Origin of the sequence: Mesorhizobium sp. M0140, assembly GCF_040322475.1 — a bacterium.
Lineage (GTDB): Bacteria > Pseudomonadota > Alphaproteobacteria > Rhizobiales > Rhizobiaceae > Mesorhizobium.
The window spans coordinates 120,389-136,699 of record NZ_JAMYTM010000015.1; the positions used below are offsets into that span (position 1 = coordinate 120,389).

Annotated in this window: 14 protein-coding genes; 9 read left to right on the forward strand and 5 right to left on the reverse strand. The window is 62.8% G+C overall.

Annotated elements, in window-relative coordinates; all coding sequences use genetic code 11:
• Positions 1-98 precede the first annotated feature (98 nt).
• The 9 genes from NKJ37_RS17220 (at position 99) to NKJ37_RS17260 (ending at position 10,620) form a co-directional block, all read left to right on the forward strand.
• Positions 99-1,487: an aldehyde dehydrogenase family protein gene (locus tag NKJ37_RS17220; protein WP_023810101.1), complete on the forward strand. Its 1,389-nt coding sequence runs from the start codon at positions 99-101 to the stop codon at positions 1,485-1,487.
• A 17-nt stretch (positions 1,488-1,504) separates the two neighbouring features.
• Entirely contained in the window at positions 1,505-2,677 is a 1,173-nt protein-coding gene (locus NKJ37_RS17225) for an iron-containing alcohol dehydrogenase (RefSeq protein ID WP_023810100.1), read from the forward strand.
• 242 nt (positions 2,678-2,919) lie between these two features.
• Positions 2,920-4,026 (forward strand): ABC transporter substrate-binding protein, encoded by a 1,107-nt coding sequence (locus NKJ37_RS17230; protein WP_127290572.1) that lies wholly within the window; start codon positions 2,920-2,922, stop codon positions 4,024-4,026.
• 63 nt (positions 4,027-4,089) lie between these two features.
• The gene (locus NKJ37_RS17235; protein WP_023810098.1) at positions 4,090-5,004 is read left to right on the forward strand and encodes an ABC transporter permease; all 915 of its coding nucleotides are present in this window, start codon (positions 4,090-4,092) and stop codon (positions 5,002-5,004) included.
• Positions 5,001-5,792, forward strand: coding sequence for an ABC transporter permease (locus NKJ37_RS17240; protein WP_023759707.1), 792 nt, complete (start codon positions 5,001-5,003; stop codon positions 5,790-5,792). Before NKJ37_RS17235 ends, NKJ37_RS17240 begins: the two co-directional genes overlap by 4 nt.
• Positions 5,793-5,822: 30 nt before the next feature.
• Positions 5,823-6,887, forward strand: a complete 1,065-nt coding sequence (locus tag NKJ37_RS17245) for an ABC transporter ATP-binding protein (RefSeq protein ID WP_023810097.1) — start codon at positions 5,823-5,825, stop codon at positions 6,885-6,887.
• A gap of 273 nt (positions 6,888-7,160) precedes the next feature.
• Positions 7,161-8,711 (forward strand): cation:proton antiporter, encoded by a 1,551-nt coding sequence (locus NKJ37_RS17250; RefSeq protein WP_023810096.1) that lies wholly within the window; start codon positions 7,161-7,163, stop codon positions 8,709-8,711.
• Positions 8,712-8,875: 164 nt separating this feature from the next.
• Positions 8,876-9,778, forward strand: a complete 903-nt coding sequence (locus NKJ37_RS17255; protein WP_023810095.1) for an endonuclease/exonuclease/phosphatase family protein — start codon at positions 8,876-8,878, stop codon at positions 9,776-9,778.
• Positions 9,775-10,620 (forward strand): EamA family transporter, encoded by an 846-nt coding sequence (locus NKJ37_RS17260; RefSeq protein ID WP_013529691.1) that lies wholly within the window; start codon positions 9,775-9,777, stop codon positions 10,618-10,620. Before NKJ37_RS17255 ends, NKJ37_RS17260 begins: the two co-directional genes overlap by 4 nt.
• Positions 10,621-10,627: 7 nt before the next feature.
• Here NKJ37_RS17260 and NKJ37_RS17265 read toward each other — a convergent pair whose 3' ends face one another.
• The 5 genes from NKJ37_RS17265 to NKJ37_RS17285 form a co-directional block, all read right to left on the reverse strand.
• Positions 10,628-11,863 carry an MFS transporter gene (locus NKJ37_RS17265; RefSeq protein ID WP_031212831.1) on the reverse strand — a complete coding sequence of 412 codons (1,236 nt, stop codon included), beginning with the start codon at positions 11,861-11,863 and terminating at the stop codon, positions 10,628-10,630.
• Positions 11,864-12,015: 152 nt separating this feature from the next.
• Positions 12,016-12,324 (reverse strand): Dabb family protein, encoded by a 309-nt coding sequence (locus NKJ37_RS17270; protein ID WP_352774445.1) that lies wholly within the window; start codon positions 12,322-12,324, stop codon positions 12,016-12,018.
• A 17-nt stretch (positions 12,325-12,341) separates the two neighbouring features.
• On the reverse strand, positions 12,342-13,970 hold the full coding sequence (locus NKJ37_RS17275) for a GMC family oxidoreductase (protein WP_352774447.1): 1,629 nt from the start codon (positions 13,968-13,970) through the stop codon (positions 12,342-12,344).
• A 12-nt stretch (positions 13,971-13,982) separates the two neighbouring features.
• On the reverse strand, positions 13,983-14,744 hold the full coding sequence (locus NKJ37_RS17280; protein ID WP_128303139.1) for a 3-ketoacyl-ACP reductase: 762 nt from the start codon (positions 14,742-14,744) through the stop codon (positions 13,983-13,985).
• Positions 14,741-16,258 carry a GMC oxidoreductase gene (locus NKJ37_RS17285; RefSeq protein WP_352774449.1) on the reverse strand — a complete coding sequence of 506 codons (1,518 nt, stop codon included), beginning with the start codon at positions 16,256-16,258 and terminating at the stop codon, positions 14,741-14,743. Before NKJ37_RS17285 ends, NKJ37_RS17280 begins: the two co-directional genes overlap by 4 nt.
• Positions 16,259-16,311: the final 53 nt, after the last annotated feature.

The following is a 16,311-nucleotide window of genomic DNA, read 5'->3' on the forward strand; positions in this document are numbered from 1 at the left end:
AGCTCCATCCTTCTCCCCGTCACTATGCGGGGAGGGGTGCCGGCAGGCGGATTAGGGGCAGCGTCAGCCCTTTGTTGTAGAATGCGAGGACTTCCAAAATGACCGAAACGGTCAAACTCATATCCCCCATCGATGGCTCGATCTATGCCGAGCGGCCGATCGCGACCGACCAAGCGATCAACGCCGCGGTCGAGCGTGCCAAGGCGGCGCAGGAGAAGTGGGCTGAGACGCCGATCGTCGAGCGCGGCAAGTTTATGCTGGCCATGCTGGAAGCGCTGGTCGCGATGACCGACGAGATCGTGCCGGAGATCGCCTGGCAGATGGGGCGCCCGGTGCGTTATGGCGGCGAGTTCGGTGGCGTCAAGGAGCGCACCACCTACATGGTCGAGATCGCCGAGGCGGCGCTCAAGGCGGTGCCGGCCTCCAACCCGAAGGACGGCTTCCGTCGCTATGTGAAGAAGGATCCGCTTGGCGTGGTCATGGTGATCGCGCCGTGGAACTATCCCTACCTCACCGCCGTCAACACCATCGTGCCGGCGCTGATGGCCGGCAACACCGTGGTCCTCAAGCATGCGGCGCAGACGCTGCTGGTCGGCGAGCGCTTTCAGCAGGCTTTCGACAAAGCGGGCCTGCCCAAGGGCGTATTCCAGAATGTCGTGCTCAACCATGCCCAGACCGAGAAACTGCTCGGCTCGGGCAAGATCGACCATGTCAATTTCACCGGTTCGGTCGGCGGCGGCCGTGCCATCGAAAAGGCCGCGGCCGGGACCTTCATGACGCTCGGCCTCGAACTTGGCGGCAAGGATCCGGCCTATGTGCTGCCCGACGCCAAGATGGACCATGCGGTCGCCAATCTGGTCGACGGCGCCTTCTACAATTCCGGCCAGTGCTGCTGCGGCATCGAACGTGTCTACGTGCACGAGAAGGTCTATGACGAATTCGTCGAAGGCTTCATCGCCGAGACCAAGAACTATGTCGTCGGCAACCCGCTCGACCAGGCGACGACGATGGGACCGATGGCGCAGGCGCGCTTCGCCGACCTGATCCGCGAACAGAAGGCCGAAGCGCTGCGCAAGGGTGCCAAGGCGCACATCAATATGAAGGTGGCTAACGACAAGGCGGGTTCGCCCTATCTGGCGCCGGAAGTGCTGACAGAAGTCGACCATCAGATGAGCGTCATGCGTGAGGAAAGCTTTGGCCCGATCGTCGGCATCATGAAGGTGCGCAACGACGAAGAGGCGATCGCGCTGATGAACGACAGCCCCTACGGGCTGACCGCTTCGATCTGGACGCGCGATACCGAGCATGCGGTGGCGATCGGCAACCGCGTCGAAACCGGCACGGTGTTCATGAACCGCTGCGACTATCTTGACCCGGCCTTGGTCTGGACCGGCGTCAAGGACACCGGCAAGGGTGCGGGCTTGTCGGCCATCGGCTACGATAATCTGACCCGGCCGAAATCTTTCCATCTGCGCGAAGCCATCTGATTTATTGAAAGACAAAAATGTCCAAGCTGATCTCCAAATGGAACTATCCCACCACCGTCCGCTTCGGCGCCGGTCGCATCAAGGAATTGCCCGAGGTATTGACGGCCACCGGCATCAAGCGGCCGTTGTTCGTCACCGATCCGGGCCTGGCGAAACTGCCGGTCGTCGCCTCGACCTTGAAGATCCTCGACGATGCGAAGGTCCCTTACGGCGTTTTCTCCGAGGTCAGGCCGAACCCGGTCGAATCCAACCTGACCGCCGGCATCGCCGTGTTCAAGAAGGGCAAGCATGACGGCGTCATCGCCTTCGGCGGCGGCTCGGCGCTCGATCTTGGCAAGCTGATCGCCTTCCAGGCCGGGCAGACGCGGCCGGTGTGGGATTTCGAGGATGTCGACGACTGGTGGACGCGCGCCAACTCGGATGCCATCGCGCCGATCATCGCCGTGCCGACCACCGCCGGGACCGGATCGGAGGTTGGCCGCGCCGGCGTCATCACCAATGAGGCCACGCACACCAAGAAGGTCATCTTCCATCCCAAATTGTTGCCGGCTATCGTCATTGCCGATCCGGAGCTTTCGGTCGGCATGCCGGGCTTCATCACCGCCGGTACCGGCATGGATGCGCTGGCCCATTGCCTCGAAGCCTATTGCGCGCCCGGCTACCATCCGATGGCCGACGGCATTGCTGTCGAAGGTGTCCGGCTGGTCTTCGAGAACCTGCCCAAGGCCTATGCCAACGGCAGGGATCTCGTTGCGCGCGCCCATATGATGAGCGCCGCTGCCATGGGCGCCACCGCCTTCCAGAAAGGGCTCGGTGCCATCCATTCGCTTTCGCACCCTGTCGGCGCGCTCTACGACACCCATCACGGTATGACCAACGCGGTGTTCATGCCCTATGTTCTGGCCTTCAACCGGGACTCCATCGAGGAGCGTATTGGCCGGCTCGCCGCCTATTGCGGCATCAAGGGCGGCTTCGACGGCTTCGCCAAAGCCATCATCAAGCTGCGCAAGGAATTGAAGGTGCCGCATGCGCTGCCGGGCCTTATCAAGGGGCTCGACATGGACAAGAAACGTAAGGCGCTGATCGCCGACATGGCGGTGGTCGATCCGACCGCCGGCGGCAACCCGGTCAAGCTGACCAAGAAGGCGGCGCTGACCTTGCTCGAAAACGCCATCGCCGGCACGGTCTGAGGCGTTTTCCGCACGCAAAGTGATCTGAAAAGGGGCTATGAAAACAAAGGGGGAGGATGACGGCCAAGGCAGAAATTAGTTAGCCGGAAAAAGAATCCCGAAGCGATTGCTACATCAGGTTAAAAAGAGTTTACTTTTTCGCACTGCGAGCAGCCGCTTTCACAAAGCTTTCATCTGGCTGTCACATGAAAACGATACCGCATCGCAGGCGTCCAACGGCGTCAGTTCAACGGAGAGAACACATGTTCAAATTCACGGGGAAAGTGCTTTCCCTTTCGGCCGCGGCGCTTTTCGCGTCGACGGTGATTTCGTCCGCGGATTCGCTGGACGATCTCGTCAAGGCCGCCAAGGCGGAAGGCCAGCTCACCACCATCGCGCTGCCGCATGACTGGTGCGGTTACGGCGACGTCATCGCCGGCTTCAAGGCGAAGTATCCGGAAATCACCGTCAACGAACTCAATCCCGATGCCGGTTCCGGCGACGAGATCGAGGCGATCAAGGCCAACAAAGACAACAAGGGCCCGCAGGCGCCTGACGTCATCGACGTCGGCCTGTCCTTCGGTCCGACCGCCAAGGCCGATGGCCTGATCCAGCCCTACAAGGTGTCGACCTGGGACTCGATCCCCGACAGCGCCAAGGATGCCGAAGGCTTCTGGACCGGCGACTATTACGGCGTGCTTTCCTTCCAGGTGAACAAGGACCTCGTCAAGGAAGCTCCGGCCGACTGGGCCGACCTGCTGAAGCCGGAATTCGCCAACTCGGTAGCCCTTGCCGGTGATCCGCGTGCCTCGAACCAGGCGATCCAGGCGGTTTATGCCGCCGGCCTGTCGTCAGGCGCCGCCGCCGGTGAGGCTGCCGGCACCGCGGGCCTCGACTTCTTCAAGAAGCTCAATGCCGCCGGCAATTTCGTGCCGGTCATCGGCAAGGCCGCGACGCTAGCCCAGGGCCAGACCCCGATCCTCGTCACCTGGGACTACAACGCGCTCGCCGGCCGCGACACGCTGAAGGGCAATCCGCCCGTCGACGTCGTCGTGCCGAAGACCGGTGTTGTCGCCGGTGTCTATGTGCAGGCGATCAGCGCCTACGCGCCGCATCCGAATGCAGCCAAGCTCTGGCTCGAATACCTCTACTCGGACGAAGGCCAGATCGGCTGGCTGAAAGGCTATTGCCACCCGATCCGCTTCAACGATCTCGCCAAGAACGGCAAGATCCCGGCTGACATCCTCGCCAAGCTGCCGCCGGCCGAAGCCTATGCCTCCGCCGTGTTCCCGACGCTTGACGAGCAGGGCAAGTCCAAGGAAGCCATCACCAAGAACTGGGATGCCGTCGTCGGCGCCAACGTCAAGTAACTCACACCATGCCGGGCGGCCTCGGGGCCGCCCGGTCCTTCTCTCGAAGACGGTAGCCGGCGCATGACCGATATCTCATTGTCCGACCACGCTGTTACCGGGAAGACCGCGCCTCCCGCCGAGGCACGCAGCATGCGGCTGCCGACCCAGTGGCTTGGCGTTGCACCGTTCTTCATCTTCGCCATCATGTTCCTCATCCTGCCCACGCTCTATCTGATGCTGGGTGCATTCCAGAACGATGCCGGCGAATTCACTCTCGAAAACATCGCAGCGCTGGCGCAACCGTCCATCGTTGCCGCCTACTGGATTTCTATCAAGATCAGTCTTGCTTCATCGCTGATTGGCGCATTCGCGGGCCTGGCGATTGCCATTGCCATCGTGCGCGGTGGCCTGCCGGACTGGATACGTTCGGCGACACTGACGTTTTCCGGCGTGGCCTCCAATTTTGCCGGCGTGCCGCTGGCCTTTGCCTTCCTCGCCACGCTCGGCCGCCTCGGCCTTGCGACGGTGATCCTGAACACCGTGTTCGGCCTTAACATCTACGCGCATGGCTTCAACATCCTGTCATTCTGGGGCCTGACACTGACCTATGTCTATTTCCAGATACCGCTGATGGTGGTGATCATCGTGCCAGCCATCGACGGGCTGAAGAAGGAATGGGGCGAGGCAGCCGCGACGCTGGGCGCGACCATGTCCCAGTACTGGCGCATGGTGGTCATTCCGGTGATCTGGCCGAGTTTCCTCGGCACCGTAATCCTGTTGTTCGCCAACGCCTTCGGCGCCATCGCCACCGCCTATGCGCTGACCGGCTCGTCGCTCAACATCGTGCCGATCCTGCTTTATGCACAGATCCGTGGAGATGTGCTGCACAATGCCCATCTCGGCTATGCCATCGCCTTCGGCATGATCGTCATCACCGGTCTTGCCAATGTGTTCTACATCTGGTTCCGGACCCGTTCCGAGAGGTGGCTGAAATGAAGTCGGGAAAGTTCTGGGCCTGGCTCGTCTTCGCTCTTGGCGCGGCCTACTTTTTCATCCCGCTGATCGCGACCGTGGAGTTCTCGATGCGCATGCGGCGCGGGGAGTACTCCTTCGACGCCTACAAGGTCGTATTGGGCGACGCCCGTTTCCAGGCCACCTTCGGCTATTCGGTACTGGCCGCCGTTTTCACCATCATTCTCGGTGTGCTGATCGTGGTGCCCGCCGCTTATTGGATCCGGCTTCGGCTGCCGCAATTGCGGCCGATCGTCGAGTTCATTACCCTGCTGCCGCTGGTTATCCCAGCCATCGTCATCGTCTTCGGCTACATCAGAATGTACGGGTCGAATTCGCCGCTGCCGTTTCTGGCGACCGATACAGGCACCAATGCCTTGTTGGTCATCGGCTATGCGACACTGGCGCTGCCCTATATGTATCGCGCCGTCGACACCGGGCTTCGCACAATCGACGTGCGCACTTTGACGGAAGCGGCCCAGATCCTTGGGGCTGGCTGGGGCACCATCATCACCCGTGTCATCCTGCCCAACGTGCTGATCGCGGTGCTCTCGGGCGCCTTCCTCACCTTCGCCATCGTCATCGGCGAATTCACCATGGCCAGCCTGCTCAACCGGCCTGCCTTCGGCCCTTATCTGCAGAATATTGGTGCCAACCGCGCCTATGAGCCGGCGGCACTTGCCATCATCGCCTTCGCCATCACCTGGGGCTGCATGTCGCTGATCCAGATACTGTCCCGCTTCGCGCCGAGATCCGCGAACCGTCCCAACTGATCGAAAAGTACTGATCGAAAGAAGAACGCCATGGCCGACCCCTTCCTCTCCATCCAGCACGTTCGAAAATCCTTCGGCGCCACCACGGTCGTGGAGGATTTCAATCTTGACGTCGAGCGTGGTGAATTCGTCTCCTTCCTCGGTCCGTCCGGTTGCGGCAAGACCACCGTGTTGCGCATGGTCGCCGGTTTCGAGGAGCCGAGCGCGGGCACGATCGTCGTCGGCGGCAAGGACATTACGAGGCTGAAGCCCAACCAGCGCAATGTCGGCATGGTGTTCCAGGCCTATGCGCTGTTCCCGAACCTGACCGTGGCGCAGAATATCGGCTTCGGCCTGAAGGTCGCCGGCATGCCGAGGGCCGATATCGATGCCCGCGTCGCCGAGATGCTCGGCATCATCAAGCTGCCGCAGATGGCGGATCGCTATCCCTACCAGCTCTCGGGCGGCCAGCAGCAACGCATCGCGCTGGCCCGCGCCATCGCGCCGAAGCCGAAGCTCTTGCTGCTCGACGAGCCGCTGTCGGCGCTCGATGCCAAGGTGCGTGTGTCGCTGCGCGAGGAAATCCGCTCGATCCAGAAGAAGCTCGGCATCACAACCATTTTCGTGACGCACGACCAGGAAGAGGCGCTGTCGATCTCCGACCGCATCGCCGTCATGTATGGCGGGAAGGCCGAGCAGGTCGGCACGCCGTTCGAGATCTACAACCGCCCGGCGACCAAGTTTGTCGCCAATTTCGTCGGCACGCTGAACGTGCTGGAAGGCACCGTCACCGATGCGGCTGCAGGCACGGTGCGGGTCAATTCCGAACAGGTCTCGCTTAAGGGCAAGCTCAACGGTTCCAAGTCAGGCGACACGCTGTCGCTGGCGTTGCGGCCTGAGGCAATCTCGCTCGGACGACAGCCCGGCCGCGATTCCAGCCTTTCGGGAGAGATATCCGAGGTGCATTTCCTCGGCTCGGTCATCCGGGTTCGTGTCGGCATCGGCGGCAACACGGTCTCGCTCGACACCTTCAACAGCCCGGCGACACCGCCCCCCGCAGTCGGTGAAAAGGCCGAGATCTCGTTCTCGTCGAGCGATATGCTGGTGCTTCACTAGGCTGATGCGCTTGTTCAAAATGAATGGCTGCATCCCGGTCTGCGAAGACGGGAGGATGCTTCCGTCCGCGTGGCATGGGCTGCAATGCAGGGTTTAAGCGAGCCCTCTATCGGTGATTTCGATGTCAGTGCGGTCGGCGCATTTGTCGATTTGGCAGGGCATCGGCGGAAGGCAATTCGAGGCATATTCCCATCGGCTCGAGCTTGCTGGCCAATCAACAGTTTCCAGCCGCTTTGCCACTGCCAGCGTCTCGCTTCCCGGCTATAACAGGCCATGGCGCTTTTCGAACTGACACTCGTTCTGCTGTTGATCGCCGTTGCGCTGACGGCGCTGTCGCGGCGCGTGCAGGTTCCCTATCCCTCTTTGCTGGCGCTGGCAGGGGTGGCCATCGCCTTCGTGCCTGGCGTCCCGACCATAGAGATCGATCCGGAACTGGCGCTAGCCCTGTTCATCGCGCCGGTGCTGCTCGATGCCGCCTATGATACCTCGCTGCGCGATCTCAACCGCTACAGGGTGCCGCTTGTGCTGCTGGCGCTTGGCGCCGTCCTTTTCACGACAGCGACGGTTGCGCTGGCCGGCTGGGCGATGGCAGGCCTGCCGATCGCCGCAGCCATAGCGCTTGGCGCCATCGTGGCGCCGCCCGATGCGGTTGCGGCATCGGCCGTGCTTGGCCAGTTCAAGGTGCCGCACCGCATCACTGCCATTCTGCAGGGCGAGAGCCTGCTCAACGACGCCACCGCGTTGCTGATTTACCGGATGGCGATTTCGGCGGCAGCAGGTTCCATTCTGCTGAGCAGCGCCGTTCCGATGATCCTGCTGTCCACGCTCGGCAGTCTTGCGGCCGGCTACCTGCTTGGCCGGGTGTCTCTGATAACGCTGGGCCGGATCGAGGACCCGGCGAGCGGCACCGTGGTGCAATTTGCCGGCACATTCGGGGTCTGGATCCTGGCCGACAGGATCGGACTGTCGGCCATCATCACCATAGTCGTCTATGCCATGACGATCGCCCGCACCGCGCCGCGCCGCATGCCGGCCAGAAACCGCATCAGCTCTTATTCGGTCTGGGAAACGGCGGTGTTCGTGCTCAATGTCCTGGCTTTCGTGCTGATGGGCCTGCAGGCACGTACGATCGTCGGCCGGCTTGCCGGGCAGGGGCAGACCGATGCGTTCGTCCTGGCCGGGACAGTGCTTGCCATCGTCATCGTCTCACGCCTCATCTGGGTGCTGGGGTGCGGCGCGATCATCAGGTGGTTTGACCGTTCCGGCGGAGCTGATCGTCAGCGTGACGCTCCGTCGTTTCGGGGCGGCGTGCTGATCGGCTGGTGCGGGATGCGCGGTTTGGTGACGCTTGCGGCGGCATTCGCCCTGCCGGCTGAATTCCCGGCCCGCGACCCGATCGTGCTCGCTGCCTTCACGGTCGTGCTCGGCACGCTGGTGCTGCAAGGCATGAGCCTGAAGCCGCTGCTGCGCCTGCTAAATCTCGACCCTGACGAAACGGTCGACCGCGAGGTTGCGCAGGCACGCGTCGTGGTCATGCAGGCCGCGCTCGACATATTGGGCGGCAAGACATCGGACGCGGCGGCCGCGGTGCGCGAGCAATATGCCGCTCAACGCAAGATCGCCAAAAATCCCGACGATGCCCAGGCAGCGACCGAATATGACCGCTTGCGTCTTTATGCGATCAAGAGCCAGCGCGACGCGCTGGAGGAATTGCGCCGCAACGGGACGATTGGCGACGAAGCCTATCATCGCCTTGAGGAAGAGATCGACTGGACCGAACTGGCGGCGTCGCCACCCGGCCGGTTCCAGCCGCTGAATACATAAGGCATCGCACGCCGTTTTCCGGCGCACGGAAGATACCGAAGTGCTTCGGGATCGGTGCATGATCCCGGTGAAGCAAGGCTGGTCCAAGCCACGTCCATTCTCCTGCACATTGCAACCGTGGCATCGAACCGCTACTGCCAACACGAAATTGAGCCGGATAAGCAATGAAGCTGGTCAGCTACAACATCCAGTACGGGTTCGGCGGCGACGGCCGCTACGATCTTTCGCGCGCCGCGCGCATCGTTGCCGGCGCCGACATCATTGCGCTTCAAGAGGTGGAGCGGAATTGGCAGCGCAGCAATTTCGATGATCAGCCGGAGCTGCTTTCCCGTCTGCTGCCCGAACATCACTGGGTTTACGGCCCGGCCTTCGACATGGATGCCAGCGAAAGGCGCGACGGCCGTCTGGTCAATCGGCGCCGCCAGTTCGGCACCATGGTGCTGTCGAAACTGCCGATCGTCTGGTCGCGGCTGCATGCGCTGCCGATGCGCCGCACGCAGCGGCCGCTCAACACCCGCAACGCCGCGCTTGAATGCATGATCCGCACGCCGGCAGGGCCGGTGCGGGTGTTGTCGCTGCATCTCGCCCACATCGCGGCCGAGGAGCGGCTGGAGCAGATCGACTATCTCTTGGCCGAGCATCGCCGGGCACCGTCCGATGGCGGGCCGTGGAGCGGCGTCGACGACGAGCCCACGCGCAACTGGACCAGCGGCGAAGCGGAACCGGAAAACCCGCTGGCGGCGATCTGGATGGGTGATTTCAACATGGAGCCGGGCAGCGCCGAATATCGCCGCATCGTCGGCAGCACGCCCTACCATCGGGGTGCCGCCTATCTTGATGGTTTCGTCGATGCCGCCGCCGTTGCCGGGGAGCCGGTTCCGGACTTCCACACCCATGTGAAGACCATCGACGGCAAGCTGGCAAAGCGCCGGCTCGACCATTGTTTCGTCGGCGGCGTGTTCGCCGGGCGGGTGCGTTCGATCAGTGCCGACATCGGCGAGGTTGCGTCGGATCATTTTCCGCTACGGGTCGACATCGACCTGGAAACGCCCGGAATTGCCACATGACGCTTTTCGTCTTCTTCGCAGTGCTTGCCGCCGCCGCCATGCACGCGATCTGGAACGCGCTGGTCAAGGTCCATCTCGACCGCTTCCTGTCGATCACGCTGATGACGCTCGGCATGGGCGCTGCGGCCCTCGTGGTGCTGCCTTTCGTCGAAGTGCCGAAGGCGGAAGTGTGGCCCTACATCATCGCCTCGGTCATTTTCCACATGGGCTACCGGACGTTCCTGATCGGCGCCTACAAGGCCGGCGATTTCGCACAGACCTATCCGCTGGCGCGGGGCACAGCACCTCTGCTCTCGGCCTTTGGAGGCATGTTCGTCGTTGCCGAAATCCCCGGCCCGTTCGCCATGCTCGGCATCTTCCTGTTGTCGGCCGGCACGCTGGTGATGTCGTTTCGCGGCGGCGCGCATCTGGAGAAGCTCAATCTGCGCGCGGTCGGCTTCGCGCTGGGCACCTCTATCTTCATCGCCAGCTACACGCTGTCCGACGGTAGCGGCGCGCGGCTGGCGGCAACCGCGCAGAGCTATGCAGCCTGGCTGTTCATCTGCGATGCTTTTGGCGCCTTGGTGCTGTGCCTCATCTTCCGCGGGCCGAAGGCGCTGCCGGTGCTGGCGCGCGACTGGAAGGCAGGGCTGTTCACCGGCGTGCTCAGCGGTGCCGCCTACTGGATCGTCATGTGGGCGATGACCAAGGCGCCGATCGCTTCGGTGGCATCGCTGCGTGAAACCTCGATCCTGTTTGCCATGATGATCTCGGTCTTCGCTCTCGGCGAAAAAATGACCGGCTGGCGCGGTGCTGCCGCGCTCAGCATCGTGGCCGGCGTCGTCGCACTGAGGCTTGGTTAGGCGCCGCTCAGGTCAGGACCGTCATCACCTGGCCACGTCGTTCCGGGCTGAAGCGGATGACGATGATGATGCAGACGGCGACCACGCCTGCGAACAGCGCCAGGGCATAGCCATAGCTGCCTCCGGCGCTTTCAGCGATTCCTGCTTGATAGGGGCCGCCATAGGACGCGGCGAGATTGCCCGCCTGATAGATAAAGCCGGGCAAGGTCGCCCGCACCGCGCCGGGCGAAAGCTCGTTGAGGTGCACGGGGATGACGCCCCAGGCACCCTGGACCGCGACCTGCATGACGAAGGCGCCGATGGCGAGCATGAACGGCGTGGTCGAGTAGGCCCATAGCGGGATGGACGGCAAGGCGATCAGGCATGCCAGCGTGATGGCGTTGACGCGGCCGATCTTCTCCGACAGCGCGCCGAATGCCAGGCCACCGACGATGGCGCCGATATTGGCAACGATGGTGATCCAGCTCACTGTGTGCGGATCAAAGCCATGCTGCTTCTTCAGGAAGGTCGGATAAAGATCCTGCGTGCCATGGCTGAAGAAATTGAAGAACATCATCAGCACGACGGCATAGAGCGCGACGCCCCAGTGTTTCTGCAGGGTTTCCCACATGCCCGGTCTCGCGGTCTTCTGCGCTTCGACGAAGGCCGGCGATTCCGGCACATGCGAGCGGATGAAGAGCACGATCAGCGCCGGCACGAAGCTGAGCAGGAACATGGCACGCCAGCCGATCGTGTAGCCGCCGATCGTCTGCTGATAGAGCAGACCATAGACCACCGCCGCCAGCAGATAGCCGGCCGGATAGCCGCATTGCAGGATGCCGGAGACCATGCCGCGTGCGCTCGGCGGAATGGACTCCATGGCCAGCGAACTGCCAAGCCCCCATTCGCCGCCCATGGCGATGCCGAACAAAGCACGCAGGGCGAGGAATATGCCGAGATTGGGCGAGAAGGCGGCCAGCGCGCCAATCACCGAATAGCTGACGATGTTGAGCATGAGGATCGGCTTGCGCCCGTATTTGTCGGCAAGCATGCCGAAGAAGAACGCGCCGATGAAGCGTGTCGCCAAGGTCAGGAATAGCGCCTTGGAGACCGCGGGCACGTCGGCGTGGAATTCGGTCGCGATATCGGTGAGCAGGAATGTCAGAAGGAAGAAATCGAAAGCATCGAGCGTCCAGCCCAGGAATGAGGCAAGGACGGTCTTCTTCTGCTGCGAATTAAGGGGCAAATCTTCCTCCATCATCATCGATGGGGGGAATTATCGGCCAGTTCAGGGAAGACCGGTGGTCACGTTTTCGCGTGGCTCATTTGATCGAACGCCCGCAGGAATGGCGGAAGGTGCGATGAGACCGACCGGTGCCATCTGTCGATGAACTCGATCGTGGCTTGAGGGTAGGTTTAGATTTCGAGATCAAACACCAGCAGTCCGTCCGTGCCGCCTTCCAGGGCAGCGAACAGGCGCGCGCCGGCGCGCTGGTGCGCTTCATGCACAAGATAGGCATCGCGCGCGGCAGCATCGCGGAAATCGATGGTGAAGCCGTGGGTGAAGCCGCGTGCGAACGGCTCCGGGCTGACATTGGCGCTGAATTTTACTGCGTCCATGCCGTCGATCACCTGTCGCAGCGCCTCGAGATCGGCATGGATCGCCGTGCGCTCGGTGGCGTCGACATCGTTGCGCAGCTTGACGAAAACACAGTGCCTGATCATGTCTTACTCCTCAGTGGCTAAGCAGCCCGGTTTCCGGAAAACACCGCCGGCGGCAGCGGCTCGCGGCCAAGGACCAGGTCGGCGCCCTTTTCACCGACCATGATGGTCGGCGCATTGGTGTTGGATGAAGGCACGCGCGGCATCACCGAGGCGTCGCAGACGCGCAGGCCCTCGATGCCGCGCAGCCGCAGATCCGGCGTCACGACAGCCATATCATCATGGCCCATGCGGCAGGTGCCGACCGGATGGTGGTCGGTCTTGGAACTGCGGCAGGCATAGTCGAACAGCTCGTCGTCGCTGGCGAGTGACGGGCCGGGCAGCACCTCGCGCAGCACGTAAGGGGCAAGTGCCTTCTGCCGCATGATCTCGCGGGCCAGCCGCAGCCCCTTGATCGACATGGCGCGGTCATAGGGATCGGACCAATAGTTCGGATCGATCAGCGGGTGGTCGGCCGGGTCGGCACTCTTCAGCCGCACCGTGCCGCGCGAACGCGGACGCAGGAAAGCCGAGTTCAGGGTGACGCCAGGGTTTTTCAGCTTCTCGACGCCGGCTTCGATGCCGGAACCCAAGCCGAGATGAAACTGGATGTCGGGCGAGGCGGCGGTCGGGTCGGCGTACCAGAAGCCGCCGGTCTCGAACAGGCTGGAGGCCACCGGCCCTTTCTTCAGCAGCACATACTGCAGGCCGGCCCAGGCCGTGCGGTGCAGCTTGGCGTAGTTGTCATAGGTGTGATCGCCCGTACATTCGGCGATGACGAACAGATCAAGATGGTCCTGCATGTTGGAGCCGACGCCGGGCAGGTCGTGCACCGGCGTGACGCCGACCGACTTCAGATGGTCGGCGGGGCCGATGCCCGACTGCATCAAGAGTTTCGGCGAGCCGATGGCGCCGGACGAGACGATCACCTCGCGCTCGGCGCGCAGGATTTTCTTCTCGCCGCCCGGTCTGTCGACAATTTCGACGCCGATGGCGCGGCCCTTCTGGACGACGATGCGCGTCACCAGCACATCGGTTCGGACGGTCAGGTTCTTGCGGGCGCGGATCGGCCTCAAATAGGCGACTGAAGCGGACGAGCGCCGGGCATCCTTCTGGGTCAGCTGGTAATAGCCGACGCCTTCTTGGGCAGCGCCGTTGAAGTCCGGGTTGAAGGGGATGCCCATCTGCTGCCCGGCACGGAAATAGGCCTCGCAGATCGGCAGCGGCGCAATCGGGTTCGAGACGCCGAGCGGGCCCTGGTCACCGTGAAAATCGTTGGCGTAGCGCTGGTTGTTCTCAGCGCGCTTGAAATAGGGCAATACATTGCGATAGCCCCAGCCGGCGAGGCCTTCTTCCTTCTCCCAGTCGTCGTAGTCGCGGGCGTTGCCGCGCGTGTAGATCTGGGCATTGATGGACGAGCCGCCGCCGACCACCTTAGCCTGCGTGTACCAGAAGACGCGGTCCTTCATATGACTCTGCGGCACGGTCGACCAGCCCCAGGAAGCAATACCCTTGGTCATCTTGGCAAAGCCGGCAGGCATGTGGATATAGGGATGCCAGTCCTTGCCGCCGGCTTCCAGCAGCAGGACCGAATTTGCCGGATCCTCGCTCAATCGGTTGGCCAGAACGCAGCCGGCCGGACCGGCGCCCACGATGATGTAGTCGGTCATGACACTGTCCACTTATAGTCGCGGCACGGAGAGGGCGCCATCGACATTGATGATCGAGCCGGTCGAAAAGCCGAGCCTGCCGCCGGCGAGCGTCGCCACCACCGCACCGATGTCCGATGCTTCGCCCCAGCGTTTGGCCGGCACCAGTCCACTGTCGATGAGGGCATCGTATTTGGCGGTCACGCCTGAAGTCATGTCGGTGCGGATGATGCCGGGCCGCACCTCGAACACGCCGATGTTTTCGGGCGCCAACCGCAGCGCCAGGTTCTTCACCCACATCGAAAGCCCGGCTTTCGAGATGCAGTAATCCGGTCGCTCCGACGATGCCATTTCGGCGCTGACCGAGGTGATGGTGATGATCGACCTCTGGTGATCGCCTGGCGCAGCCAGCATCGCCTTGGCGACGGCCTGGCTGAGGAAGACGGTGCCGCGCAGATTGATGCCCAGCGTGCGGTCGAAATTCTCCGGCTTGAGGTCCAAGAGGTCACCGCGCACCACGGCGCCGATGCCGGCATTGTTGACCAGGCAGTCGATACGGCCGAAGGCGCGCATCGCGGCATCGACAAGTGCGGTGTGGCTGGCGAGATCGGCGATGTCGCAACGGACATAGGCGAACTTCGCGCCACGCTTGGTGATGTCGGTGGCAAGTCCATCAGCGGCTGTTTCGGCAAGATCTGCGATCAGAATATCGAAGCCGACATCCGCCAACGCCTGGGCGCAGGCAAGGCCGATGCCGCGCGCGCCGCCGGTGACGATGGCGGAGGGGCGGGTCATGCGGCGAGGTCCGTCTTGCGGATGTGGTCCGCGACGCGGAGCGCCTGCGCGGCGATCGACAATGCCGGATTGACCGCCGCCGAGTTCGGAAGGAAACTACCATCGACAACGAACAGGTTCCGGTGATCGAAGGAGCGGCAGAACGGATCGAGCGCCGCCGTCGCCGGATCGTCCCCCATCTTTATCGTGCCGCATTGGTGCGACGGCGTGCGCTTGTCGAAGGGGCGTGAGAGAACGATGGGATAACCGCAGGCGCGGAAATTCTCGCGCATCACCTTGGTCAGCCCGTCGAGCGACTGCATGTTGGAGCGCCGCCATTGCATGACGATGTCCTTGCCGTCGACCATGATGCGGCTTTCCGGATCGGGCAAATCCTCGCACATCAGGTACCAGTCGACGGCATGGCCGGCCATGAAATCGAGCGCGAATTTCGGTGTATACTTGACGTTGGCCTGCAGCATGTTGCCGTCGATCTTGCCGAGAAGCTGGACGTTGCCGAGCGGCTTGCCGCCCTTGCCGTCGGACAGGTAATAGTCGTTCAGCATCAAAGTCTTCTGGTAGACGGCATCGTTGCGGCGGCGCGGGTCGATCGCCAGCATGGCGCTTGAATTGTGGTTCATGAAATTGCGGCCGACCTGGTCGGAGCGGTTGGCTAGGCCTTTGCCATCTCCCTTGCTGTTGTTGGGCGAGGGCGAGCGCAGCAGGATGACGGCGGAATTGACCGCGCCGGCGGAGAGGATGACCAGCTTCGGCGACACCTTCTTCAGTTCGCCGTTCTGGCGATAGTGAATCGCGGCGATGGTTTTGCCATTCGCCGAGGCTTCGAGATATTCAACATAGGCGCCAGTCTCGAGCCGAATGTTCTGGTCGGTCAGCGCCGCCGTCAGCGGTCCGGTCTGCGCATCGACCTTGCCCTGACCGGTGTTGGGAAACGCGTCCCAGCCGGTCTTGCCCTCCTTCAGCCAGGTTTCGATGTCGACACCGAGCGGCAGCGAGGCGGGATGCAGGCCGAGCCCCTTAAGTTCGGCGCGGGCGCGGGCAATCGGTGCCTCGTCGGGCACCGGCTTATAGGCGAAGGGGACCGAATGGAACGGCTCGGTCGGATCTTCGCCCAGCGTGCCGCGCACGCGAAACAGCTGTTCGGCTTTCGAATACCAGGGCTCGAACTCGTCATAGGAAAACGGCCAGGCCGGCGAGACGCCGCCGAAATGCTCCATGGCGGCAAAATCCTCTTTGCGGTAGCGGATCAGCACCGCGCCGTAGAATTTCGAATTGCCGCCGACATAGTAGTAATTTCCCGGATTGAAGGCGGCACCGCCGGCTTCGCGCCACATCTCCTTCGGCCGATAATGGCCATCGACGAAGATCGAGCGCGTGTCACGTGTGTGCGGCGTCGCCGGCAAAGGCTCGCCGCGCTCCAGCATCAGGATCGAGGCGCCGCTGCCGGCAAGGCCGGAGGCGATCGTGGCGCCGCCAATGCCGGAGCCGATGATGACGATGTCCGGATTTGTCATGGCCTAAATCGCGTCCCGACGCGCTTTAGTTTCTTGTTTTGATGCATGTCGTT

Coding starts and splice junctions, on each gene's coding strand:
- NKJ37_RS17220 (WP_023810101.1), top strand. CDS start 99: ATGACCGAAACGGTCAAACTCATATCCCCCATCGATGGCTCGATCTAT.
- NKJ37_RS17225 (WP_023810100.1), top strand. CDS start 1,505: ATGTCCAAGCTGATCTCCAAATGGAACTATCCCACCACCGTCCGCTTC.
- NKJ37_RS17230 (WP_127290572.1), top strand. CDS start 2,920: ATGTTCAAATTCACGGGGAAAGTGCTTTCCCTTTCGGCCGCGGCGCTT.
- NKJ37_RS17235 (WP_023810098.1), top strand. CDS start 4,090: ATGACCGATATCTCATTGTCCGACCACGCTGTTACCGGGAAGACCGCG.
- NKJ37_RS17240 (WP_023759707.1), top strand. CDS start 5,001: ATGAAGTCGGGAAAGTTCTGGGCCTGGCTCGTCTTCGCTCTTGGCGCG.
- NKJ37_RS17245 (WP_023810097.1), top strand. CDS start 5,823: ATGGCCGACCCCTTCCTCTCCATCCAGCACGTTCGAAAATCCTTCGGC.
- NKJ37_RS17250 (WP_023810096.1), top strand. CDS start 7,161: ATGGCGCTTTTCGAACTGACACTCGTTCTGCTGTTGATCGCCGTTGCG.
- NKJ37_RS17255 (WP_023810095.1), top strand. CDS start 8,876: ATGAAGCTGGTCAGCTACAACATCCAGTACGGGTTCGGCGGCGACGGC.
- NKJ37_RS17260 (WP_013529691.1), top strand. CDS start 9,775: ATGACGCTTTTCGTCTTCTTCGCAGTGCTTGCCGCCGCCGCCATGCAC.
- NKJ37_RS17265 (WP_031212831.1), bottom strand. CDS start 11,863: ATGATGATGGAGGAAGATTTGCCCCTTAATTCGCAGCAGAAGAAGACC.
- NKJ37_RS17270 (WP_352774445.1), bottom strand. CDS start 12,324: ATGATCAGGCACTGTGTTTTCGTCAAGCTGCGCAACGATGTCGACGCC.
- NKJ37_RS17275 (WP_352774447.1), bottom strand. CDS start 13,970: ATGACCGACTACATCATCGTGGGCGCCGGTCCGGCCGGCTGCGTTCTG.
- NKJ37_RS17280 (WP_128303139.1), bottom strand. CDS start 14,744: ATGACCCGCCCCTCCGCCATCGTCACCGGCGGCGCGCGCGGCATCGGC.
- NKJ37_RS17285 (WP_352774449.1), bottom strand. CDS start 16,258: ATGACAAATCCGGACATCGTCATCATCGGCTCCGGCATTGGCGGCGCC.